Annotated in this window: 23 protein-coding genes and 1 pseudogene; 11 read left to right on the top strand and 13 right to left on the bottom strand. The window is 64.4% G+C overall.

Annotation, left to right across the window (positions count from 1 at the left end):
• The 3 genes from ALC15_RS30970 to ALC15_RS30960 all read right to left on the bottom strand — a co-directional run bounded on the left by ALC15_RS30970 (position 1) and on the right by ALC15_RS30960 (position 3,399).
• Entirely contained in the window at positions 1–1,659 is a 1,659-nt protein-coding gene (locus tag ALC15_RS30970) for an acyl-CoA synthetase (RefSeq protein ID WP_050630567.1), read from the bottom strand.
• Between the two features lie 211 nt (positions 1,660–1,870).
• Positions 1,871–2,272 carry an SPW repeat protein gene (locus ALC15_RS30965; protein ID WP_050630566.1) on the bottom strand — a complete coding sequence of 134 codons (402 nt, stop codon included), beginning with the start codon at positions 2,270–2,272 and terminating at the stop codon, positions 1,871–1,873.
• A 182-nt stretch (positions 2,273–2,454) separates the two neighbouring features.
• Positions 2,455–3,399: a tetratricopeptide repeat protein gene (locus ALC15_RS30960; RefSeq protein WP_050630565.1), complete on the bottom strand. Its 945-nt coding sequence runs from the start codon at positions 3,397–3,399 to the stop codon at positions 2,455–2,457.
• Between the two features lie 101 nt (positions 3,400–3,500).
• Between ALC15_RS30960 and ALC15_RS30955 the strand changes: the two genes are divergently transcribed.
• A complete protein-coding gene (locus ALC15_RS30955; protein WP_050630564.1) occupies positions 3,501–3,773 on the top strand; it encodes a GNAT family N-acetyltransferase in 273 nt (90 codons plus the stop codon).
• Between the two features lie 11 nt (positions 3,774–3,784).
• Here the strand turns inward: ALC15_RS30955 and ALC15_RS30950 are convergent, their stop codons facing one another.
• Positions 3,785–4,576: a fumarylacetoacetate hydrolase family protein gene (locus tag ALC15_RS30950; protein ID WP_050630563.1), complete on the bottom strand. Its 792-nt coding sequence runs from the start codon at positions 4,574–4,576 to the stop codon at positions 3,785–3,787.
• A 102-nt stretch (positions 4,577–4,678) separates the two neighbouring features.
• Positions 4,679–5,092, bottom strand: a complete 414-nt coding sequence (locus tag ALC15_RS30945; RefSeq protein ID WP_050630562.1) for a DUF3597 domain-containing protein — start codon at positions 5,090–5,092, stop codon at positions 4,679–4,681.
• Positions 5,093–5,380: 288 nt separating this feature from the next.
• Here ALC15_RS30945 and ALC15_RS30940 point away from each other — a divergent pair.
• Both ALC15_RS30940 and ALC15_RS30935 read left to right on the top strand, forming a co-directional pair.
• A pseudogene (locus ALC15_RS30940) lies at positions 5,381–6,291 on the top strand (DUF2189 domain-containing protein).
• 233 nt (positions 6,292–6,524) lie between these two features.
• Positions 6,525–7,340 carry a lytic murein transglycosylase gene (locus ALC15_RS30935; protein WP_050630561.1) on the top strand — a complete coding sequence of 272 codons (816 nt, stop codon included), beginning with the start codon at positions 6,525–6,527 and terminating at the stop codon, positions 7,338–7,340.
• A 34-nt stretch (positions 7,341–7,374) separates the two neighbouring features.
• On the opposite strand, the gene ALC15_RS30930 is transcribed toward ALC15_RS30935, so the two are convergent.
• Together ALC15_RS30930 and ALC15_RS42310 are read right to left on the bottom strand one after the other, a co-directional pair.
• The gene (locus ALC15_RS30930) at positions 7,375–7,689 is read right to left on the bottom strand and encodes a DUF3574 domain-containing protein (RefSeq protein ID WP_162240526.1); all 315 of its coding nucleotides are present in this window, start codon (positions 7,687–7,689) and stop codon (positions 7,375–7,377) included.
• A 97-nt stretch (positions 7,690–7,786) separates the two neighbouring features.
• Complete coding sequence (locus ALC15_RS42310) at positions 7,787–7,969, bottom strand: hypothetical protein (protein ID WP_128089631.1); 183 nt, start codon at positions 7,967–7,969, stop codon at positions 7,787–7,789.
• A 222-nt stretch (positions 7,970–8,191) separates the two neighbouring features.
• On the opposite strand from ALC15_RS42310, the gene ALC15_RS30925 reads away from it, so the two are divergent.
• Positions 8,192–9,325 carry an AraC family transcriptional regulator gene (locus ALC15_RS30925; protein WP_210168611.1) on the top strand — a complete coding sequence of 378 codons (1,134 nt, stop codon included), beginning with the start codon at positions 8,192–8,194 and terminating at the stop codon, positions 9,323–9,325.
• Between the two features lie 133 nt (positions 9,326–9,458).
• On the opposite strand, the gene ALC15_RS30920 is transcribed toward ALC15_RS30925, so the two are convergent.
• Positions 9,459–9,740, bottom strand: coding sequence for a hypothetical protein (locus ALC15_RS30920; protein ID WP_050630559.1), 282 nt, complete (start codon positions 9,738–9,740; stop codon positions 9,459–9,461).
• Positions 9,741–10,472: 732 nt separating this feature from the next.
• On the opposite strand from ALC15_RS30920, the gene ALC15_RS42305 reads away from it, so the two are divergent.
• The 4 genes from ALC15_RS42305 (at position 10,473) to ALC15_RS30905 (ending at position 13,656) form a co-directional block, all read left to right on the top strand.
• Positions 10,473–10,625, top strand: a complete 153-nt coding sequence (locus tag ALC15_RS42305) for a DUF1127 domain-containing protein (RefSeq protein ID WP_016846063.1) — start codon at positions 10,473–10,475, stop codon at positions 10,623–10,625.
• Between the two features lie 110 nt (positions 10,626–10,735).
• A complete protein-coding gene (gene trmFO, locus ALC15_RS30915) occupies positions 10,736–12,169 on the top strand; it encodes a methylenetetrahydrofolate--tRNA-(uracil(54)-C(5))-methyltransferase (FADH(2)-oxidizing) TrmFO (RefSeq protein WP_050630558.1) in 1,434 nt (477 codons plus the stop codon).
• Between the two features lie 5 nt (positions 12,170–12,174).
• Positions 12,175–13,278, top strand: a complete 1,104-nt coding sequence (locus ALC15_RS30910; RefSeq protein ID WP_050630557.1) for a serine/threonine protein kinase — start codon at positions 12,175–12,177, stop codon at positions 13,276–13,278.
• 93 nt (positions 13,279–13,371) lie between these two features.
• Complete coding sequence (locus ALC15_RS30905) at positions 13,372–13,656, top strand: DUF1488 family protein (RefSeq protein WP_050630556.1); 285 nt, start codon at positions 13,372–13,374, stop codon at positions 13,654–13,656.
• Here the strand turns inward: ALC15_RS30905 and ALC15_RS30900 are convergent.
• From ALC15_RS30900 to yajC, 5 genes are read right to left on the bottom strand one after another with little or no spacing between them, the layout of a single operon-like run.
• Positions 13,653–14,516 (bottom strand): phytoene/squalene synthase family protein, encoded by an 864-nt coding sequence (locus ALC15_RS30900; RefSeq protein ID WP_050630555.1) that lies wholly within the window; start codon positions 14,514–14,516, stop codon positions 13,653–13,655. The genes ALC15_RS30905 and ALC15_RS30900 overlap by 4 nt on opposite strands.
• Complete coding sequence (locus ALC15_RS30895; RefSeq protein ID WP_050630554.1) at positions 14,513–14,896, bottom strand: Mth938-like domain-containing protein; 384 nt, start codon at positions 14,894–14,896, stop codon at positions 14,513–14,515. Before ALC15_RS30895 ends, ALC15_RS30900 begins: the two co-directional genes overlap by 4 nt.
• Before the next feature lie 5 nt (positions 14,897–14,901).
• On the bottom strand, positions 14,902–15,930 hold the full coding sequence (secF, locus tag ALC15_RS30890; protein WP_050630553.1) for a protein translocase subunit SecF: 1,029 nt from the start codon (positions 15,928–15,930) through the stop codon (positions 14,902–14,904).
• 10 nt (positions 15,931–15,940) lie between these two features.
• On the bottom strand, positions 15,941–17,545 hold the full coding sequence (gene secD, locus ALC15_RS30885) for a protein translocase subunit SecD (protein ID WP_050630552.1): 1,605 nt from the start codon (positions 17,543–17,545) through the stop codon (positions 15,941–15,943).
• A 41-nt stretch (positions 17,546–17,586) separates the two neighbouring features.
• The gene (yajC, locus tag ALC15_RS30880) at positions 17,587–17,943 is read right to left on the bottom strand and encodes a preprotein translocase subunit YajC (RefSeq protein WP_050630551.1); all 357 of its coding nucleotides are present in this window, start codon (positions 17,941–17,943) and stop codon (positions 17,587–17,589) included.
• Positions 17,944–18,134: 191 nt separating this feature from the next.
• Here yajC and ALC15_RS30875 point away from each other — a divergent pair, with 191 nt between their 5' ends.
• From ALC15_RS30875 to ALC15_RS30865, 3 genes are all read left to right on the top strand, one after another.
• Positions 18,135–19,118, top strand: coding sequence for an ATP-binding protein (locus tag ALC15_RS30875; protein ID WP_050630550.1), 984 nt, complete (start codon positions 18,135–18,137; stop codon positions 19,116–19,118).
• A gap of 64 nt (positions 19,119–19,182) precedes the next feature.
• Positions 19,183–19,656, top strand: coding sequence for a CxxCxxCC domain-containing protein (locus tag ALC15_RS30870; RefSeq protein ID WP_063781897.1), 474 nt, complete (start codon positions 19,183–19,185; stop codon positions 19,654–19,656).
• 225 nt (positions 19,657–19,881) lie between these two features.
• Positions 19,882–21,507, top strand: coding sequence for a porin (locus tag ALC15_RS30865; RefSeq protein WP_050630548.1), 1,626 nt, complete (start codon positions 19,882–19,884; stop codon positions 21,505–21,507).
• Positions 21,508–21,520: the final 13 nt, after the last annotated feature.

Genomic DNA, 21,520 nt, shown 5'->3' with positions numbered 1-21,520 from the left:
CTACGCGCCCGGCGATTTGGCGATCACCTCGAGCAGCCCGCGCGCCTCGAGCTCGTCGCGGATCAGCCGCTTCGGCACCTTGCCATAACCGGACTTCGGCAGCGCCTCCCAGAAGAAGAAGCGCTTCGGCATCTTGTAGCGCGGCACCTTCGGCGCGAGATACGCCGCAAGCTCCGCCTCGGCGACCGCCTCGGTGCCCTCGCGGGCGACGCAGACCGCGATGCCGACCTCGCCCCAGAACGGATCGGGCACGCCGAGCACCGCGACCTCGCCGACCGCGGGATGGGTCAACAGCTTCTCCTCGATCTCGCGCGGATAGATGTTGGAGCCGCCGGAGATGTACATGTCGGAGGCGCGGCCGGTGATGTAGACGAAGCCCTCCTCGTCCATGTGGCCGAGGTCGCCGGTGCGGAACCAGCCGTCGCGGAACGCCTTCGCATTGGCATCCGGGTTTTCGTAATAGCCCGCGAACACGCCGGGCCCGATCACGCAGATCTCGCCGGTCTCGTGCGGCTTCAACTCACGGCCGTCGTCGCCCTGGATCGAGACCTGCATGCCTGTTCGTTCGAAGCCGCAGGTGCCGATCCGCGCATCCGGGCCGTCCTCGGGATCGTGCAGGCCGGGCGGCAGCACGGTGATGTTGCCGGTGACCTCGCCGAGGCCGAAATACTGCACCAGCACGCCGCCGAGTTTTGCCAAGGCGGCCTTCTGGTCCTCGCGATACATCGGCGCACCGGCATAGATGATGTAGCGCAGCGAGGAATGGTCGTGCTGGTCGGCCGCGGGATGCTCGACCATCATCTTCAGGATGGTCGGCACCGTGAACATGTTGCTGACGCGATGCTTGGCGATCAGGCGGAACGCCTCCGCGATGTCGAATTTCTCCGACGGCAGCAGGATGGTCGGCACGCCGCGCGCGCTCTGCACCAGTTGATGCACGCCGGCGCCATGCGACAGCGGCGCCACCACGAGCGAGGCGTCGTCCTCGGTGGTGCCAGGCATCAGGTCGGCGAGATGGTTGGTGATCACGAACGCCATCTGGCCATGGGTCAGCACCGCGGCCTTGGAGCGGCCCGTGGTGCCGGAGGTGAAGAAGAACCAGCAGGGATCGTCGTACTCGACGGCAACGTTCTCGATTGAGGCGCCCGCATGCCTGGCGATGACGTCACCGACGGTCGCCTCGCCGAACGTGCCTTGCTCGCCCAAGCTGTTTTGCTCGCCGATCCGCCAGACGAATTCGAGCGCCGGATTGGCGGCTGCCTTGGCGTGCTCGGGGAAATCGGCATGGCACAGAAACGCCTTGGCGCCGGAGGCGGTCGCCAGATAGGCGACCTCGTCCGGCATCAGGCGGAAATTGGTCGGTACCCAGACCGCGCCGAGCCGGAAGGCTGCGAACATCGACCAGAACATCTCGTCGCAGTTCTTGGAATGCACCAGGATGCGGTCGCCCTTGCCGATGCCACGCGCGGCCAGCGCCGCCGCCAGCGCCGAGACGTTCTGGTCGATATGGCGCCAGGACCAGGCCTTCTCGTTCCAGATGAAACCGGGACGATCGCCGTGGCGGCGGGCGTTCTGGGTCAGGATGTAGGCGAGATTCATCACCCGGCGCGACACCCGCGCGATCCCGCCGCGCGGCGCGGCAGCAGCCGTCCCGCTCATTGCCGCCCCGCCGATACGCACAACAGACAGGGCATGGTCAGGACGGTCATCGTGTGTTTCCTTGGTCAGAACCGGGCGTCTTCAAGCGCCGCAAGGGGTTGGTACCACCCGGTTTATCGCCAAGCGGCGCGCCTCGGCAAGGCCCGCCGGGCCCGGCGCGATGATACCGCGCCGGCGGCAGCGGCCAGCCCGATCTGTCCAGCTCCGACCGCTACTGCGGATACTTGGCCAGGTCCTGCTCGGTCAGGTTCCAGTCCTGCCAGAGCTGCAACGCGCCGATCAGCGCGACCAGCGCGCCGAGCAGGATGTGCCAGAGCTGCAGCGTCTGGTCTTCCGAATAGCCGAAGATACTCGGTGATGCCATCAGCCAGAGGCCGAGCAGGATGCTCGCCACCTCCTCCCAGCGATGCAGCGCGACATATTCGAGCTGGGCAAGGCCCAGCACCAGCATGCCGACTACGAAGCTGTTGAGGACGAGGTGGCTGCGCTCGACATCGACGACGTCGCTGACCTGCAGCGGAAACCAGGGCGAGACCATGATCAGCACGCCAAGCAGCATGCCGAGCCAGTCCTCCCAGGGGCGGTGTGTGCCGAAGAAACGATTGTCCGACATGACGAACCTCCTTGCGACAAGGGGCATACGTCAGCGGCCGGCCTTACCACTCCGTACCAGACGACCATCGGGCCGCATCACGGGCGTATGTCTCGCTCAAGCCTAATCGAATTGCATCGGCCCGCAAGGCCCGATCGGCGTGTGTGCGATGCGGCAGGATTGTTGGCCGCCGGAGCCGTGCATCACCGTGCCCCGTCGAGCCGCGCCAGCGCTTCCCTGGCGGTCTTCAGATCGGGCTGCAACTCCAGCGCCTTGCGGAGATCGGCCGCCGCGCCCTTCTTGTCGCCTAGCCGCAGCTTGGCCTGGCCGCGGTTGTTCCATGAATAGACGTCGGCGGGATCGTATTGCAGCGCCTTGTCGTAATCGGCGATCCCGCCCTTGTTATCGCCCTGAAACAGCCGCATCAGGCCACGGTTGCGCCAGCCGCGCGCATCGGTCGGTGCAAGCTTCGTGGCCTCGCCGTAGTCGGCGGCGGCACGATCGAGCTGCTCGGCATCGCGGTAGACATTGCCGCGATTGATGTAAGCAAGCACGTTGGGATCGAGCTTGATCTCGGCGCTGTAGTCGGCGATCGCATGCGCCGCGTCGTGCTTGCGGTAGTAGACGAAGCCGCGATTGCCATAGGCCGTGGAGAGCTGCGGGTTGTATTTGATCGCGAGATCGAGATCGGCCAGTGCGCGGTCGAGATCACCCTTGTTGAGCCAGGCATCGCCGCGATTGTTGTAGGCCATGGCAAAACCCGGATCGATCCGGATCGCCTCGCCGTAGTCGGCGATGGCATGATCGAGATCATTCTTGAAGGCGTAGACGCGGCCACGGTTGGTGTAGGCGCAGGCAAATGCCGGATCGAGCTTGATCGCCTCGTTGAGGTCGGCGAGCGCGGCGTCGAACTCGCGCTTCTCGGTCAGTCCATGGCCGCGGTTGCAATAGGCACCGGCCAGATGCCTGCCGGTCTGGGTCTTGCCGTCGATGACAGCCGTGCAGGCGGTCACGCGGTCGCCCGGCGCGGTCGTGGGGCCGATGCAGGTCTGCCAGCTCGGATCATCGGCTGCCGCGGCTTGCGGGGGATTTGGCAGCGTCAGGGCGGCGCCGAGCAATACGGCGGTCAGGCAGGCCAGGATGCGCATATCGTCAATCCACAAATGCCAATATGCGGGTTGGTCGCGACTTTGCACCGGCCGGTTCACGCGCTTAGATCAAGGCGGGTGAATCAAGTCAGGATTTTGCGATGGCCGCCGTGCGCGACAACAGGGATCAAAACCGCTTCGAGCTCGACACCGAGGGCGGTCTCGCCTTTGCGAACTACCGGCGGACGCCGGCGACCGTGATCATCACCCATACCGAGACACCGCGCGCCCTGCGCGGCCGCGGCATTGCATCGGAGCTGGTCAAGGGCGCACTCGAGCTGATCCGCGCCGACGGCCGCAAGGTGATCGCCGGCTGCGGCTTCGTGGTGGACTACCTCAACAAGCACCCGGAATATGCGGATCTCGCCGGCTAGCGCCGCTTTGGTCAGACGATCTTGATCGACATGTCGGGCAGGCCCTCGAGCTTGCAGAGCAGCACGTCACCCTTGACGACCGGGCCGACATTCTCCGGCGTTCCGGAATAGATGATGTCGCCGGCCTTCAGCTCGAACGCTTCTGAGAGCTTGGCGATCTGCTCGGCGACGCTCCAGATCATGTTCTTCAGATCCGAGCTCTGCCGCACCGTGCCGTTGACCGCGAGCGAGATCGCGCCCTGCGTGAAGTGGCCGGTCTTGTCAGCCGGATGGATCGGCCCGAGCACCGCCGCATGGTCGAAGCTCTTGCCGATCTCCCACGGCTTCTTCTCCGCGGCCATGCCGTTCTGCAAATCGCGCCGCGTCATGTCGAGGCCGAGCGCGTAGCCGTAGACGTGCTCGAGCGCCTTGTCGGCGGGAATGTTGCTGCCGCCGGACTTCAGCGCGGCGACCAGTTCGACTTCGTGGTGATAGTTCTTGGTCAGCGACGGATAGGGATGGTCGGCGACCGTGCCGATCGCGACATTCTGGATCGCATCGGTCGGCTTCTGGAAGAAGAACGGCGGCTCGCGGGTCGGGTCGGAGCCGCGCTCGATCGCATGGGCTGCGTAGTTGCGCCCGATGCAGTAGATGCGGCGGACCTGGAACACCTCGGTCGCACCGACGATCGGGATCGTCACCGCCGGTACCGGAAACATCGCCTTCGGCGCGGCCTCGGCCTGGGCCGGGGCGGATTGCGCGGCGGCGCCGGCCAGCGCGAGGGCGCCGGTCGCAAGCATCGTCCGGCGATCGAGATCAGTCATGGATGTTCTCCTTCTTGTTGACTGATCTATAGAGGCTTGCCGCTCCATAAAAAAGGGCCCGCGGTGGCGCGGGCCCTTTCCGTGTACGGGATGATGATCCCGTCAGTGCTTGATATCAGGGGGCAGCTTGCCGCCATTGGCCGCGAGCTTGGTCATCACCTGCTTGTGCAGCCAGATGTTCATGCTGGCGGAATCGTTGGTGTCGCCGCTGTAGCCAAGCTCCTTGGCGAGCTCCTTGCGGGCCGACAGGCTCGAGTCGATGTCGAGCGCCTTCATCAGGTCGACGATCGAGGTCCGCCACTCGAGCTTCTCGCCCTTCGCGGCAACCGCCTTGTCGAGGATGGGGGCGACGTCAACGGACTGCGCGGGCGCGGCACCGGCGGGCACTGCGGCGGGAGACGGCGACGCGCTGCCGGAGCCACCGGCGGGAGCTGCGCTTGTGGCCGTTCCGCCCGCGGGCGCGGCGCTGGCGCTGCTGCCGAAGATCGCGCCCATGATTTTTCCGAAAATGCTCATCGTTCGCTCCCAAGAGAGTTGAGATGTGAAGGCCACACGGCAATGCGCCGGCTGACCGCGGTCGCAGTTCAAGTGTATCGCCCCCTCAATACCTTGCCAATGCGACATTCACTTAAGCGTGAGTGCTTTTGGCGCGGTTTGGGAGTACCCTCACACAACAGTTCGCGACACGGCCAGTTCCCTGCTCTGTCTTTCGCGTCTGGCTTGCTCGTGATCGCTTCGAGAGGCGGTACGTTTGTGCCCGCGCGCCGGGCGCAGAATGCGCCCGCCCAGAGGGAGACAACGACCATGGCCACACCATACCAAGGCAATGTCACGTCGATGACGCAGGGCGGAGAAGATGCCGCATCTGCGCCCGTCATCCGCACCATCGGCCTGTCCGATTTGCACCAAGCACTGCGTCTCGGCTGGGAAGACTTCAAGGCGGTGCCGAGCCACGCCATCATCCTGTGCCTGATCTATCCGGTGCTCGGCATCGTTCTCGCGCGCACCGTGCACGGCTATTCCGTGCTGCCCTTGCTGTTTCCGCTGGCCGCGGGCTTTGCCCTGCTCGGCCCGTTTGCCGCGATCGGCCTCTACGAGATGAGCCGCCGCCGCGAAGACGGCGGTGAAGCCTCCGCGTGGGACGCCATTCAGGTATTCCGCTCGCCGTCATTCGGCGCAATGCTTGGCGTCGGAACGATCCTGTTCGCACTGTTCGTGACCTGGATTGCGACCGCGCAGGCGATCTACACGGCGGTGTTCGGTTATGCGGTTGCGGCTGACATTCCCGATTTCGCCGGCCGCGTGCTCACCACCCCGCAAGGCTGGTGGCTGATCGTGGTCGGCTGCAGCGTCGGCTTCCTGTTCGCGCTCGTTGCGCTTTGCATCAGCGTGGTCGCCTTCCCCATGATGCTCGACCGCCAGGCAACCGCCGGCGAAGCATGGTTACGTCGATGCGCGCCGTCGCGCAGAACCCGGTGCCGATGGCGGCCTGGGGCCTGATCGTCGCGGTGCTGCTGGTGCTCGGCACGATCCCGTTCTTCCTCGGACTTGCCGTCGTGATCCCCCTGCTCGGCCACGCCACCTGGCATCTCTATCGCGAGGTCATCGTCAAGGATCCGAACGCTCGGCCGGTATTCCCCGAGCCGCGCGAGCGCAAGCCCGCCGCCGACTTCCCCGCCAACCTGTTCCCCTGGCGGCGCAGCGATCGCGGATAGGCGCCGGTCACCCCTTACTCGTAAACGTCACGGCAACCGCCGGCCGATATGTTTCGGTCGGCGGTTTGTCGTCACGGACCGTCAAATGGATGTGAAATTGGCGTGGCATTTGCAGCGCGACCTGAGAAAAACGGCCCGATCACGAGCCTTGTTTTGGCCGCTGTTGCCGCGAACATACCCGCCGCCTTTCGCGACCAATCGCTGGTATCGCAGATTCCGGAGTGAAATTGCCTATGACCTCTCGCTTGTCCTTTCAAACGCTCGCCGTTGGGGCGTGGCTCCTGACCTCGACCGCGTCCGCGCTCGCCGCCCAATGCGGCACAGGCACGTTCGAGTCCTGGCTCGACGATTTCAAGAAAGAGGCCGCGACAAAGGGCATTTCACAGAACGCGATCCAGGCCGGGTTGAATGGCGTCACGCAGGACAAGGCGATCCTGGCGCGTGACCACTCGCAGCAGGTGTTCAGCCAGACCTTCGAGCAGTTCTCGGGCCGCATGGTGCCGCCGCGGCTCAATCGCGGCTCCGACATGATGAAGCGCTACGGTTCGGTGCTGTCGCGTATCGAGGAAGCCTACGGCGTGCCCGGCGAAATCCTGGTCGCGATCTGGGGCCTGGAAACCGATTTCGGCGTCAACACCGGCAAGTTTCCGACCCTGCGCTCGCTGGCGACGCTGGCCTATGATTGCCGTCGCTCGGACATGTTCAAGGCCGAGTTGATGGACGCGCTGCGCATCGTCGAGCGCGGCGATCTCGCCCCGCAGGAGATGCGCGGCGCCTGGGCCGGCGAGATCGGCCAGACCCAGTTCATGCCGTCGTCCTACATCAAGTTCGCGGTCGACTTTGACGGCAACGGCAAGCGCGACCTGCTGCACAACGTGCCGGACGTGCTGGCCTCCACGGCGAACTTCCTGAAGAGCTACGGCTGGAAGAAGGGCAAGGGCTGGGAGCCCGGCAGCGAGAATTTCGCGGTCATCCAGCAGTGGAATAAGAGCGAGGTGTACGCCAAGACGATCGGTTACTTCGCGACCCAACTCGCCAAGGCGCCATAAGGTATTTCGCCATATTTGCTGTTGCAGCGAGTGGTCAGAACGATGCGCAAGTGGTCGAGAGCGTGAGGCCAACCGACTGTTGGTGAAAGCGCTGCTTGTACGCGGAGCCGATCTCTTTCAAGCGTGCCAAGGTCTCCGGGGTTTCGGCAGCGATGATGCGCACAACAAAGGACTGCTCGCGTGCAATCCGGCCCGTGTCCGGATCCCGCCACTGGCCGGAAGCCCTGAGCAAGGTCAATCCATCTGGAAACCGCGGTGTCACCTCCCTCTTGAGGAAGTCCGACCATTGGGCCTCCGACACGCGGCCACGTCCGGCGATCTGACGTCCAAACATCAGTTCGGCCTGCATCATCGACTTGCCATTGATCAGCTGGCAGGAAGTTGCTGCGTCTTCGGCAGCGGATGGGTTGCTTCCCGCGACGAGGACAAGCCACGCGCGGCGTGGATCAGTGCGCGCATGAGTTTCGAACTGTGAGCTTTGCCATGCCGGCCGGCGACGACTTGGGTATTGCGTTCCGGTACAGGATCCGGGCAAGCGGCAGCATTTCGAGGAACGCGGCCTGCACGCCGACGATGCCCATGGCAACCCTGACGTCGCCGGGCACGACAACACGCAATAGTAGTGCCAAAGTCACCTCTTATCCTACTGCGAGCAGGTCAATCCTGCGCGATGGGTTCTAGTGATTTGTCAGCCCGCCGGCTAGGACAGGCACGACAGCGCATCGGCTGAAAACGACCTGACGGGTCGGCAATTCAATTTGTATGCGTTTCGGCCAATGGGAGGTGCGCTTTCCACCTCGAACTGCACCTGCCGCAGGGGCGGGCCGCGAATGGAACATATGTAGGGCGCTTTGACAGAGCCGAGTCATTGGCTAGAAGCCCTGCGTCGCGTGCGTTTGTTGCCGCCGAACCGGGTCATCCCGGTGAACGAGATGCGGCAATTCGCCGACACATGTTGCGACACCCTGAGTTTCCCGATGACCTCGACGGCTGACGACGTTGCACTTTCCCGGTTCTCCCTGGCGGATTTTGCCGAGCAGGACCGCATGGCCGCATGGCGCGACCTGTACGGCCGGCTGGTGCTGAAGGCCGATCTCGCGCCACTGCCGGATCATTCCTTGCATGCGGACGTGACCGTGCGGATGCTGCCCGGGCTGTCCATCACGTCAGCCAGCATGTCGGCGTTTCGCTACGAGCGGGGCGCCGAACAGTTGGCGGATGGCAACGACGGGCTTGTCCTGGTGATCGGTTCGCACGATGCCATGATGGTGCAGCGCGGACACGAGGTCACGTGGACCGCCGGCGACGGGCTGCTGCTCAGCTCGGCGGATCCGGTCGCGATGGTCTGCCCCTCCCCGGCAAATATTCTGTGCCTTCACGTTCCGCGGCCGGCGCTGGCGCCGCTGGTGAGCAGCATCGATTCCTCCGTGATGCAGCCCATTGCGCGCTCCACCGAAGCGCTGAAATTGCTGGTGGGCTATGTTGGAGCGCTGCAGGAGGATTATGCGCTTGCCACGCCCCAGCTACGGCACCACGTGGCCTCGCATGTGCACGATCTGATCGCTGTGGCGCTCGGCGCAACGAGAGATGCCGCGGCTCTTGCCGATGGGCGGGGCGTCCGCGCAGCGCGGCTGCGTGCCATCAAGGCCGATATCATCGACCATCTCAATCATGGTAATCTCACGGTAGCGGCTGTCGCGCGCCGGCACGGCGTCACCCCCCGCCAAGTGCAGCGGATGTTTGAAGGCGACGGGACCTCATTTTCACAATTCGTGCTTGAGCGGCGTCTCGCGCGAGCGCATCGATTGCTCGTCAATCCGCGCTACGCCGATCGGCCTGTAAGCGCGGTCGCCTTTGAAGTTGGTTTCGGCGACGTATCCTATTTCAACCGTACCTTTCGCCGGCAATATGGGGCGCCTCCCTCGGACGTGCGTGAATCGGCGCGAAGAGGGCTGATCATCGGCCACTCCATCCAGAACACGTGAAGGGCATTCGACCGGCGCTTCAAAGCTTGATCGCGAACGCTGGGTCCTGATTCAATCCCGCCGATCACGCTTGAGCCCAAATAAAAAGGGCCGATTGCCCCAGGCAATCGGCCCTTATCGTCATGATCAAAGCTTACTTCGCCATGCTGGCTTCGGCAGCCTTGCTGAGGTGTGCGCCGCATGCGCCCCACTTGTTGTTCAGCATCGCGTCCTGAGCGAGCGAGACTTCCTTCTCCGCCGCGAATTTGACCTCATTGTCAGCCATGGCTTCGACGGCCGCTTCAGTCTTGCCGAAATTGGCACCGCTGCAGCCGACGCCCATGTGGCGATGAGCGGCCTGAGCGGGAGCGACAGCGTAGACGACTGCAGCCATGGTGGTCGCTGCGATCAATGTCTTGATCATGGGATGTTCCATCTTTTGTTCTTGAACAGAAACCTGCGTGATTGCGGAATCTGCGGAACGATTATTCGCTGTTCCCGGCAGCGTTCAGAATGAACTTCACGCGATACGAATGTGATGAGCGCTGCGCGCGCATCGCGCATGCGTTGCATAGTGTTTTGATTACAAGCCGGTAAGGAAGCAACGCCGCATTAGCGTTGCTCGACGCGTTCACTTCAATCGAAAGATTTCTGATAATCAGCACTCAATGCCGCCCGACGCCGGCACCCGGCCGAAATCCGCGCCGCGCGCCCGTGCCGGATTACCCACCTGTCAATGCGGCTTATTGACACGCCGTCTGCCAAGCGCTCGTGCCGCCATATAGCGAACTAACATTCATTTCTAATGGCAAGACGTTGCATGCGAATCACGCATGGAACACATCGATGTGATGATTCACTCACAACGGCATTTCGGCTTGATCCCACGGTCTGAAATTACCACATAAGTGGCACCGCAGAGGTCAGGGCAATTCCCTTCAACTCACTGATCTGTAGATGATTTTATCAAGGACGACGAGGGCGACGGAACTTCCGTCTCCGGCCCTGCTCTCGATGCTCCAAACGGTTAACCGGAACTTACCTCCGCCATGCGTTTTGAGCTTAGCTGCATCGCAACATTGGAACTACCGCACTGCACTATATCATCTATATTCACTTCAACGATGAGGCTTTGGAAAAGCTGAATCTGAACTACTAGGAGACTACCATGTTGCTCTCGCTCATCCGCATGATCCAGGCTTTCCGGGATTATCAGCGCAATGTCAGCGAACTGTCCCAGCTCAGCGATCGCGAACTGGCCGATATCGGCCTCGACCGCTCGGACATTCCGCGCGTTGCCGCCGGTACCTACAACGGCTAACCGGCCGTAAGCCATCTAGTGAACGGATAACGCCCGCTCCTGCAGCGGGCGTTATCGTTTGTGGTGTGGTTTCAGATGCATATGATCTCGAAACGCGCTAACGCTGCGCGATGACACCGCATCACTCCTCTTCCCAACCCGTGCACATCGTGGGCGCGGGGCTCGCCGGCTCGGAAGCCGCCTGGCAGGTCGCCAATTCAGGCATCCGCTCCGTCCTGCACGAAATGCGCCCGCAGCGAATGACCGAGGCGCACCGGACCGAAGGCTGCGCCGAACTGGTCTGCTCGAACTCGTTCCGCTCCGACGATGCCGCCAACAATGCCGTGGGGCTGCTGCACGCCGAGATGCGGCGGCTGGGCTCGCTCATCATGCGCTCGGCCGATGCCAATCAGGTGCCCGCCGGCGGCGCGCTGGCGGTCGATCGCGACGGCTTTTCCGCCGCCGTCACCAAGGCGCTGAACGACCATCCGCTGATCGAGATCAGCCGCGAGGAAGTCGCAGGGCTGCCGCCGGCCGACTGGAGCAACGTCATCGTCGCGACCGGCCCCCTCACCTCGGCACCGCTCGCCGACGCCATCAGGCAGCTGACCGACGAGAACGCGCTGGCGTTCTTTGATGCGATCGCGCCGATCGTGCACAAGGATTCCATCGACATGTCGGTGGCCTGGTTTCAGTCGCGCTACGACAAGGTCGGTCCCGGCGGCACCGGCGCCGACTACATCAACTGCCCGATGACGAAAGAGCAGTATGATGCCTTCGTCGCGGCGCTGCTCGACGGCGAGAAGGTCGACTTCAAGGACTGGGAGACCAACACGCCGTATTTTGACGGCTGCCTGCCGGTCGAGGTGATGGCCGAGCGCGGCCATGAGACGCTGCGCCACGGGCCGATGAAGCCGGTCGGACTGACCAATCCGCATAATCCGACCGTGAAGCCCTATGCGATCGTCCAGTTGCGGCAGGACAACAAGCTCGGGACGCTCTACAACATCGTCGGCTTCCAGACCAAGCTGAAGCATGGCGCGCAGCAGCGCGTGTTCCGCACCATCCCGGGCCTCGAGAACGCAGAGTTCGCGCGCCTCGGCGGCCTGCATCGCAACACCTTCCTGAATTCGCCGAAACTGCTCGACGGGCAGCTGCGCCTGCGCGCGCAGCCGCGGCTGCGCTTCGCCGGCCAGATGACCGGCTGCGAGGGCTACGTCGAGTCGGCCAGCGTCGGCCTGATTGCAGGCCTCTGCGCCGCCGCCGACATGCGCGGCGCCGCGCTGACGACACCGCCGGCCACCACCGCGCTCGGCGCGTTGCTCGGCCACATCACCGGCGGCCACATCGAAACCATCGACGCCGGAACGCGCTCGTTCCAGCCGATGAACATCAATTTCGGTCTGTTCCCGCCGCTCGCCAGCGCTCCGACCAAGAAGCCGGACGGCTCGCGGCTGCGCGGCAACGAGAAGACCGTCGCCAAGAAGCAGGCGATCAGCGCGCGGGCACTTACCGACCTCGATCACTGGATCGCGGAGCACCTGCGCGTTGCGGCAGCGGCCTGACCATCATGAGCTTGCCGAAAGACGACGACGCCACCCTGTCGGCGCGATGGAGCCAGGGCGTGCTGCTCAAGCGCGATGTGTTCTCCACCGTCGAGCGCGGCCGTTTCCGCACCGATGACGGCGAGGTCGAGGGCGTGCTGCGCCGGCTCGATCAGGTGCCGTTCTGGTCGTTCGCGGTGGCGCTGCATCTGTTCTCGCGTGAACGCCGCGCGCTGACGCTGGCGCGCGACCTCGACGTCGGGCCCAAGCTGTTGTGGGCCGGCCGGCGCGCGCTGGTGCGCGGCTTCATCGACGGCGCGGCGCTGCATCTGGCGAAGCCGCATGGCGACGTCGCCTATTTCCGTTCCGCCAAGGCCGCATTGCGCAAGCTGCATCGCGCCGGCATCTGCCACAACGACCTCGCCAAGGAGCAGAACTGGCTGGTCGGCCGCGATGGCCGCGCCTATCTCACCGACTTCCAGCTCGCCGCCTGCTTCAAGACCCGAAGCCGGCTGTTCCGCATCGCGGCCTATGAGGATCTGCGGCATCTGTTGAAGCACAAGCGCAGCTACGCGCCGGAAGCGTTGACGCCTATGGAGCGCAAGGTGCTGGCGAAGAAGTCGGCGGTCGCCAGCGTCTGGCTCAAGACCGGCAAGAAGGTCTATCAGGCGATCACGCGCGGCATCTTCAATTTCACCGACCGCGAGGGCGGTGGCCGGCGGCTGGTCAACGACGCCCCGGTGCTGGTCGATTTGATTCGCCGGAATCCCGACGTGCGCGACACCGCGATCGTTGCGTTCGCTGACCGGCGCGTCGGCGTCGGGCTGTACGCCTTCGTCGAGGCGGACCAGTCCGCGCTGGAAAAGACGCTGCGCAACGAGCTCGCCGCGGCCAGGGGCGTCAAGCCGCCCGAACACATCCAGATCGTGCACGCGCTGCCGCGCGATGCGGCCGGCAAGCCGCGCACCGAAATCCTGCAGCTCGTCGCCATGAATCAGATCGACCTGATCGAGCCGATGATGCGCAGCGACGCCGATCGCGAGTTCCTCAAGGACATCCTCGAGCAACGCAAGAATCTACGCGACCGCTTCAATTTTGAAGTGGCAGAGATGGATCGGCCCGCCGGCTGATTTGCGCGCATCTCGTTATGTGCGTGGCCCTCGACAAACGCGGTGCGAAGCCCCACTCTTTGCGTGGGCTGGCGCGCTCAAGGGACAAGCTTAATGCCACTCACCCGTGGCCGTATCGGGGGATATGATTCTGAACGCCTGGCGTTCGGCTTCACCATGATGAACGGCGACCAGGAAGTTGAATGCCAAATCAGCGACGCTGCAATGGACGAGCTCGCCGGCACGCGTGGAACAGCGAGCATGGCGCGGCAGGCGCAATTCGTTGCGTTGCGCGACGCGATCGAGCAAATCGCATCCGACATCTATGACAGCGGCCCCATGGTCAGGGGCGTAACGGTCCGGATCTTCACCAAGCACATCTCGAGAGAGAGGAGCTAGCGACCGAACTCCTCGGTGCGCGCGGCTCGCCACAACGTCCAGAGCGTGCGCAGGCGCGAGACCGGCTTCGGCAGGAACGGATCGAAATCGCCCTTCCTCACCCGGTTGAGCTCGCGCCTGACGTGAGCGAGGGGCAGGAAGATCGGCCGAACGCCCGACGGCACATCCGCGAGCAGCCCGAATGCGGTCTTGAGATGGCCTTGTGCCTCGTCAGCAAGCTCGTCGATCGCAGCTCGGATGTTCGGCGTCGGCTTGCCGGCAAACACCTCTTCCTTGCTGCTGCCGTGCTGCTGCAGCAGCTGCAGCGGCAGGAACAGCTGCTGCCGCGATGCGTCGCGGCCGAGCGCCGCGATGACCTGCGCCATGCCCTGGGCAAGGCCGGCATGGCGGGCCAAGTGATCGATCGCCTCCGATGGCCGCGCCGTCACGCGCGTCGCCTGCGAGAACAGCACTGAGGCCGTCGCGTCGAGGTAGTCTTCGAGCGCGGCCAGCGACGGCATCGGGTCGTTGTAGAGATCGAACTGGTGCTCCTCGACCAGCTGTGAGAACGGCGAAACCGGCAAGCGGTGGTTGCGGATCGCATACAACAACTCTGCCGCGACCGGATTGCCTTCGACGCCGCCGTGCCCGGCGCCTGCCAGCATGTCGGTCCACCATTGCAGCCGCATCTCGCCGGGCAGCGGCTGGCTGACCTGCTCGTGCACGCGCGAAACCTCGATGTTGAAGGCGTAGATCGCGAGCAGCGCCCGGCGCTCCGGACCCGGCAGGAACAAGGTCGACGCGTAGCGCACGAAGTCATGGGTCCGCACCAGATCGGCGCAGAAGGCCGCGCCGTCCTTCGGCGCCTCCACCGCGCTCATGGTACCGCGATCAGCGCCGCCGCGACCCGGCGCTGCTCGCCCAGCATGATGTTGTAGGTGCGGATCGCAGGACCCGTCTGCATCGGGTCGAGCACCACGCGGACCGCACGCAAGGCCTCACGCAGGCCCTTGGGCGGCACCCAGACCTCGGTGCCGGTGCCGACGATCAGCGTGTCGATCGCGTTGGCGGCCGCGAACACCTTTTGCAGCGAATATTCGTCGATGTCCTGCGGCCTCGTGACCGGCCAGGCCCAGATCGAGTCCGGCAGGCACAACAGCGAGCCGCGATGCGACATATCGGCGAACGCGAAGCCGCCCTTGCCGTAAGCCTCGATCGGCGCCGACCTCGGAAGATGGGGAGCGTCCGAGGGGTTGCTCATGCCGGCTACTTCTTGGCTGCCGCCGCGTCCGGCTTCTTGGCCGGCGCATCCTGCGCCTCGCCCCGCGTGGTGTGGACGCCGAGATAGATCAGGATCGGCGCGGCGATGAAGATCGAGGTGTAGGTGCCGACCAGCACGACGCCGAACATCATCACGGCCGTGAAGCTGTGGATCGCCTGGCCGCCGAACAGCAGCAGCGCGAGCAGCGCCAGCGTCACGGTGACGTGGGTGATGATCGAACGCGACAGCGTCGAGTTGATCGATTCGTTGAGCAGCTGCGGCATCGGCATTTTCTTGTAGCGCCGCAGCATCTCGCGGATACGGTCGTAGATGACGACGGTGTCGTTGAGCGAGTAGCCGAGAATCGTCAGCAGCGCCGCGATGCTGGTGAGGTCGAAGTCGACCTGGGTGATCGACATGAAGCCGATCGTGAGCACGATGTCGTGGACGTTGGCGATCATGGCGCCGAGCGCGAACTGCCATTCGAACCGGAACCAGAGGTAGATCAGGATGCCGACGATCGCGAGCATCAGGCCGAGCATGCCGTAGGCAAGCAGCTCGCCGGAGACGCGCGGCCCCACCACCTCGACGCGCCGGTAGTCCACGGTCTCGCCGAGCGCGCCGCGCACTTTCGTCACCGCGTCCTGCTGTGCCTTGTCGCCGCCCGGCTGTTCGGCGACGCGGATCAGGACTTCAGCCGGACCGCCGAACTGCTGCAACTGCACCTCGCCGAGGCCAAGGCCGTTCAAGGTCGTGCGCATTGCGGCAATGTCGGCCGTGCCGGACTTCGACCGCACCTCAAGCAGCGTGCCGCCCTTGAAGTCGATGCCGAAATTCAGGCCGTGGGTGAAGAACAGCGTGATGGCGAGGATCGAGAGCAGCGCCGAGATCGGGAAACTGATGCGGCGAAAGCGCGTGAAGTCGAAATGCGTATCGTCGGGGACGATGCGCAGCGACGGCAGCAGGCCGAGCGCCGCGACCACGGTCAGCACGGCAATCAGGATGCCAAGGCCAATGAGAACGGTATGGGTCACGAGAGGCCTCTCAGATCGGCACGGTTTGCGGCCGCTTCCACCGCACCCATGCCGCGACGATCAGGCGCGTCATTGTGAAGGCGGTGAACACCGTGGTGATGATGCCGATGCCGAGCGTCACGGCAAAGCCGCGCACCGGCCCGGTGCCGATATAGAACAGCACGGCGGCGGCGATGAAGGTGGTGATGTTGGAGTCGAGGATGGTCGCGAGCGCCCGCTTGAAGCCGGCATCGATCGCCGAGATCGCATTGCGGCCGCCGCGCAGTTCCTCGCGGATGCGCTCGTAGATCAGCACGTTGGAGTCGACCGCGATGCCGACCGTCAGCACGATGCCGGCGATGCCGGGCAAGGTCAGCGTGGCGTTGAGCAGCGACAGCAGCCCGAAGATCATGGCGACGTTGATGGTCACGGCGATGTTGGCAAACACGCCGAACAGCCGGTAGGTCAGCAGCATGAACACGATGACCAGGATCGAGCCGACATAGGCGGCAAGCTCGCCCTTCTCGATCGAGTCCTGACCGAGGCCCGGACCGACGGTGCGCTCCTCGACCACGGTCAGCGGCGCCGGCAGCGCGCCGGCGCGCATCAGGATCGCCAGATCGTTGGCCGACTGCACGGTGAAACTGCCGGAGATCTGGCCTTGTCCACCGGTGATCGGCTCGCGAATCACGGGCGCCGAGATCACCTTGTTGTCGAGCACGATCGCAAACGGCTGGCCGACATTGTCGGCGGTCGCCTGCGCGAATTTGCGTGCCCCCGACGTGTTGAACTTGAAGCTGACGATCGCCTCGCCGGTGCGCTGGTCGAAGCCGGGCTGGGCGTCGGAGAGTTCGCCTCCGGACACCAGGACCTGCTTCTTGACGACATACGGAACCGGCGGCGGCGACGCGCTCGTCAGGAGTTCGGAGTCAGGCGGTACCCGGCCCTGCTGGGCCTGGTCCGGCGACACCGAGGTGTCGACCATCCGGAAATCCATCTTCGCAGTCTCACCGAGCAGCTTCTTCAGCCGCGTGGGGTCCTGCAGACCCGGCACCTGCACCAGGATGCGGTCGGTGCCCTGACGCTGGATCACCGGCTCGACAGTACCGAGCTCGTTGACGCGGCGCTCGACGATCTGAATCGACTGTTCGATGGTCTTGCGCATCCGCTCGATCATCGCGGGCTGCGACACGGTCATGCGGATCAGGCCGCCCCCGGCATCGGTCACATCGAGATCGCGCTGGCCGCTGGACCCAAGCAACCCGCCAATCGGCTGCGCAATCTCGCGCAGCTTGGTCAGCGCCGCCGGAACGTCGGCCTCCTTCGCGATCCGGGCCTCGACGGCGTCGTTGCGGATCGTGATGCCGCCAGTGAAGCCGATCCTGGCATCACGCAGCGCCTTTCGGGCGTCGTCGCGAACCTGCTCGAGCTTCTCCTTCTTCACGTAGTTGCCGTCGACCTCGAGCAGCAGGTACGAGCCGCCCTGCAAATCGAGACCGAGCACGAGGCGCCGCTGCGCCCAGGCCGGCCAGGTCTTCACCTGCGCTTCGGGGAAGAAATTGGGCACGGCGCACAGGCAGACCACCAGCGCTATCAGGATGATCCCCAGCGCTCGCCACCGCGTGAAATACAACATCGAATTGACCTGTCAGATTCGGCAAAAGGCTTCCGCGGCGATCAGCTCGCGGATGCCTCGTCCTTGGCGTCGCCCTTCGCCGGCTCACCCTTGGTCCGCACGCCCGAAATCATCTGCCGCATCTGCCGCACGCGGACGCCGTCCGAAATCTCGAACTCGATCTGGTCGTCGTCGACCACCTTGGTCACCTTGCCGACGAGGCCGCCCGAGGTCACCACGGTGTCGCCACGGCGGATGTTCTTCACGAGGTCCGCATGATCGCGCACCTTCTTCTGCTGCGGGCGCAGAATCAGGAAGTACATGATGACGAAGATCAGTGCGAATGGCAGCAGCGACATCAACATGCTGCTGGTGTCACCACTTGCTCCAGCCTGAGCAAACGCAGGAGTAATCAGCATTCGGACGATCCTCGGATAAGACGGGAAAGAACCGGCAGCACCCTCGACCTTCGGGGCGGTATGGCGGTCCGGACAAATTCGCGCGGACTATAGCGGCCGCGGTCCCAATTGCAACGTTAACGGACCTTCATTTAGGGCGCTTGCGGGACCGCCGCCAGCCCGATAAGGCTGCGCCGACAGGAACTGGACAAATGCCGAAAAAAGCCAAAAAAACCACCAGTAAAACAACCAGCAAAACCGCCCCCAAAGCTGCCGCCAAGCGTGCCGCAAACGCCGCGACAAAACGCCCGGTCATGCCGCTCGACGGCGCGGCCGCCGAGCGGATCGCGAACGCCCTGGAGGCCATCGCGAGCCGCCTTGCGGCCGCCTCCCCGGCCTCCGATCCGGCCCGCGCGTTCGGCGCCGCGGACGCCTTTGTCTGGCATCCGGACGGGCGCCTTGCCCCGGTGCCGCGCGTCAGCCGCGTCGAGATCGGCCTGCTCAAGGGCGTCGACCGGATGCGCGATATCCTGATGGAGAATACCGAGCGCTTCGCCAACGGATTGCCCGCCAACAATGCGCTGCTCTGGGGCGCCCGCGGCATGGGCAAGTCGTCGCTGGTCAAGGCCACCCATGCCAGCATCAATGTCGATCGCAAGCCGGCCGACCGGCTGAAGCTGATCGAGATCCATCGCGAGGACATCGAGAGCCTGCCCGGCCTGATGGAGTTGCTGCGCGGCTCCTCGTTCCGTTTCATCGTGTTCTGCGACGACCTTTCCTTCGACGGCAACGACGCCTCGTACAAGTCGCTGAAGGCGGTGCTGGAAGGCGGCATCGAGGGACGCCCCGACAACGTCATCCTCTACGCGACCTCGAATCGGCGCCATCTGCTGGCGCGCGAGATGATCGAGAACGAACGCTCGACCGCAATCAATCCGGGCGAAGCGGTCGAGGAGAAGGTGTCGCTGTCGGATCGCTTCGGCCTCTGGCTCGGCTTCCACCGCTGCAGCCAAGACGAGTACCTCGCGATGGTGAAGGGCTATTGCGACCATTTCGGCATCAAGATCGCCGAGGACGAGCTCGAGCGCGAGGCGCTCGAATGGTCGACCACCCGCGGCTCCCGCTCGGGCCGCGTGGCCTGGCAGTACACGCAGGAGCTCGCCGGCCGACTCGGCGTGCGGCTCGGCGGCGCATAGCGCGAGCGGCGCCTCGGGCCGTGCAGGCCTTCTGGATTCGGTGCGGCATGGCTACACTCGGCCCATGCCGGCCGACCCAAGCACGACTGCGAGACGATGTGGCGAGTGCACCGCTTGCTGTGACGGCTGGCTGAAAATCCGGATTCGCGACCACGACGTGCATCCGGGACAGCCGTGTCCGTTCAGCAGCGCGGGCAAATGCACGATCTACGCCGAGCGCCCGGTCGACCCCTGCCGGAATTTCGTCTGCGGCTGGCTGGCGCCGACGAGTCCGCTGCCCGAATGGATGCGTCCGGACAGATCCGATCTCATCTTTCTTCCCGCAAGCTTCGTCTGGCGGGCGATCCCGGTCGACGTCGCGGTTGCCGCCGGTCCGCGGCCGAAGGCAAAGGCGCGCGGCTGGCTCGAAGCCTTCAGCCGCGACATGCGACGGCCCCTCCTGCTGCAATCCGACGGCGAATGGCACGCCTACGGGCCACCGCAATTCTTGCGCGAGATGGTCGAGCAGATATCAGCCGGCCTAGACCCGACGCGGTAATGTCAAACCATCAATCGCATGCATACCTGCTCGAGATTGGCATGCATTATCCCAAGATCGCTGTGTGATGTTGCGTTGCGGTCATAACTTGTATTTTGTCACATGGCGTGTTTATCGTCCTCGGTGTATCCCACACCCGTGTATCTGGTATTTGGTATACCTTAGCATTTCCGCCCGTTTGCAGCCTCAGCACCCCGCCTAGGCGATTGGCAAATGGGGAAATGAATGAAGAAGAGACTTCTCGCAGGAACTGCTTCCGCAGCGATCTGTCTGGCGCTCACGCAAGGCCCGATCCACGCGGCAACACTCGACGACGTCATGGCGCGTCTGGATGCACTCGAACGCAACAACGCGAAACTCGCCAAGGAGAACGCCCAGCTCAGGGATCGCGTGAACCACATCGCGAGCCATCCGGCCCCGCCGGCGGCGGCCGCGTCGACGCCGAAGGGCAATCCGGTCCAGCACGCGGCCGTGGCGCCCTCCCCGACCCCACCTCCCGAACATGCCGTCGTCAGCATCGGTGGCGCACCGCTCTACACCAAGGCGACAGGCACCAATGCCTTCGTCGACAACACCACCGTGACCCTTTATGGCCACGTGGACCTCTCGGGCGACTTCTTCAACGCCGGCGTGTTCGATCAGGGCAACAAGTTCGGCGTTTCGAGCAACCTCACCTATTTCGGCGTTCGCGCCCGGCACAATCTCGAGCCGTATGGCTTCGCCGGATGGGCCGCGGTGGCGCAGTTCGAATCGCTGGTCGAGGTCGCGGCAACGCCAACCGAACGCGCTGCGCTCGGCACGCGCGACAGCTTCATCGGAATGGAAACACCGTGGGGTGCGATCAAGGCCGGCAAGGCCGATACGCCGTACAAGAAATCCACCGCCCAGTTCGATCCGTTCTCGGCCACGCTTGGCGACTACAATTCGATCATGGGCAACACCGGCGGCGACCTCCGCGCCGAGTTCGATTGGCGCGCCGCGCACGCGGTCTGGTACGAGTCGCCGATCTGGAACGGCTTCCAGGCGACCTTGATGGCTTCGCCGGGACAGAATACGGCGCGCGACAACAGCGACTTCGCGCTCGGCGACTTCAACTGTCCGGGCACCTCGGCCCGCGGCAGCGGCAGCGGCTTCCCGTTGACCGCGGCGCCGGAGGGCTGCACCGACGGCTCATACGGCAACCTCTACAGCGCATCGCTGACCTACAATCAGGGACCGTTCACCGCGGTCGCGGCCTACGAGATGCACGAGGGCACCAACCGCACCGGCGACGAGGCGGTGACGCCGCTCAGCAATGGCGGCGTATTGATCGTGCCGCCGGGCGCCGTCGGCATCGCCAACGAATGGGCCGCGAAGCTCGGCGCCGGCTATGGCTTCAACGACGGCATCGGCAAACTGCAACTCTACGGCATCTACGAGATCATGCGTCGCGAGAACACCGTTGCCGACTTCAACGAGCGGTCGCGTGACGGCTACTTCATCAGCGCCACGCAATCGGTCGGCGCCTGGGACGTCAGCGCATCATGGGCTCACGCCAACGCCTCGCCGGGCTCGCCCGGGACCGGCGTGTTCAACAACTACACCGTCACTCCGGCGGCTGGCTCGGCTGACTTCGCGCTCAACAGCGTGGACAGCAGCGCCGATCAGTACGCGGCGGGCGTCAAGTATCACTTCAGCCCGTTCGCGACCTGGTATCTCGTCGGCAGCTATCTGCGCAACGGCCCCGGCGCGCATTACTGCCTCGGCGTCAGCGGTCACGGCTACGGCGTGTGCGGACGCGACGCCAACAACAACGTGGTCGCCGGCAACAAGGCGAGCGCGGTCACGACCGGCATGACGTTCGACTTCTAGAGCACGCCGGAAC

The sequence above is a fragment of the Bradyrhizobium viridifuturi genome (assembly GCF_001238275.1).
GTDB classification, from domain to species: domain Bacteria; phylum Pseudomonadota; class Alphaproteobacteria; order Rhizobiales; family Xanthobacteraceae; genus Bradyrhizobium; species Bradyrhizobium viridifuturi.
This window is presented reverse-complemented; position numbering and strand designations above follow the sequence as displayed.

Coding starts and splice junctions, on each gene's coding strand:
- ALC15_RS30970 (WP_050630567.1), bottom strand. CDS start 1,659: ATGAGCGGGACGGCTGCTGCCGCGCCGCGCGGCGGGATCGCGCGGGTG.
- ALC15_RS30965 (WP_050630566.1), bottom strand. CDS start 2,272: ATGTCGGACAATCGTTTCTTCGGCACACACCGCCCCTGGGAGGACTGG.
- ALC15_RS30960 (WP_050630565.1), bottom strand. CDS start 3,399: ATGCGCATCCTGGCCTGCCTGACCGCCGTATTGCTCGGCGCCGCCCTG.
- ALC15_RS30955 (WP_050630564.1), top strand. CDS start 3,501: ATGGCCGCCGTGCGCGACAACAGGGATCAAAACCGCTTCGAGCTCGAC.
- ALC15_RS30950 (WP_050630563.1), bottom strand. CDS start 4,576: ATGACTGATCTCGATCGCCGGACGATGCTTGCGACCGGCGCCCTCGCG.
- ALC15_RS30945 (WP_050630562.1), bottom strand. CDS start 5,092: ATGAGCATTTTCGGAAAAATCATGGGCGCGATCTTCGGCAGCAGCGCC.
- ALC15_RS30935 (WP_050630561.1), top strand. CDS start 6,525: ATGACCTCTCGCTTGTCCTTTCAAACGCTCGCCGTTGGGGCGTGGCTC.
- ALC15_RS30930 (WP_162240526.1), bottom strand. CDS start 7,689: ATGCAGGCCGAACTGATGTTTGGACGTCAGATCGCCGGACGTGGCCGC.
- ALC15_RS30920 (WP_050630559.1), bottom strand. CDS start 9,740: ATGGAACATCCCATGATCAAGACATTGATCGCAGCGACCACCATGGCT.
- ALC15_RS42305 (WP_016846063.1), top strand. CDS start 10,473: ATGTTGCTCTCGCTCATCCGCATGATCCAGGCTTTCCGGGATTATCAG.
- trmFO (WP_050630558.1), top strand. CDS start 10,736: ATGACACCGCATCACTCCTCTTCCCAACCCGTGCACATCGTGGGCGCG.
- ALC15_RS30910 (WP_050630557.1), top strand. CDS start 12,175: ATGAGCTTGCCGAAAGACGACGACGCCACCCTGTCGGCGCGATGGAGC.
- ALC15_RS30905 (WP_050630556.1), top strand. CDS start 13,372: ATGCCACTCACCCGTGGCCGTATCGGGGGATATGATTCTGAACGCCTG.
- ALC15_RS30900 (WP_050630555.1), bottom strand. CDS start 14,516: ATGAGCGCGGTGGAGGCGCCGAAGGACGGCGCGGCCTTCTGCGCCGAT.
- ALC15_RS30895 (WP_050630554.1), bottom strand. CDS start 14,896: ATGAGCAACCCCTCGGACGCTCCCCATCTTCCGAGGTCGGCGCCGATC.
- secD (WP_050630552.1), bottom strand. CDS start 17,545: ATGTTGTATTTCACGCGGTGGCGAGCGCTGGGGATCATCCTGATAGCG.
- yajC (WP_050630551.1), bottom strand. CDS start 17,943: ATGCTGATTACTCCTGCGTTTGCTCAGGCTGGAGCAAGTGGTGACACC.
- ALC15_RS30875 (WP_050630550.1), top strand. CDS start 18,135: ATGCCGAAAAAAGCCAAAAAAACCACCAGTAAAACAACCAGCAAAACC.
- ALC15_RS30870 (WP_063781897.1), top strand. CDS start 19,183: ATGCCGGCCGACCCAAGCACGACTGCGAGACGATGTGGCGAGTGCACC.
- ALC15_RS30865 (WP_050630548.1), top strand. CDS start 19,882: ATGAAGAAGAGACTTCTCGCAGGAACTGCTTCCGCAGCGATCTGTCTG.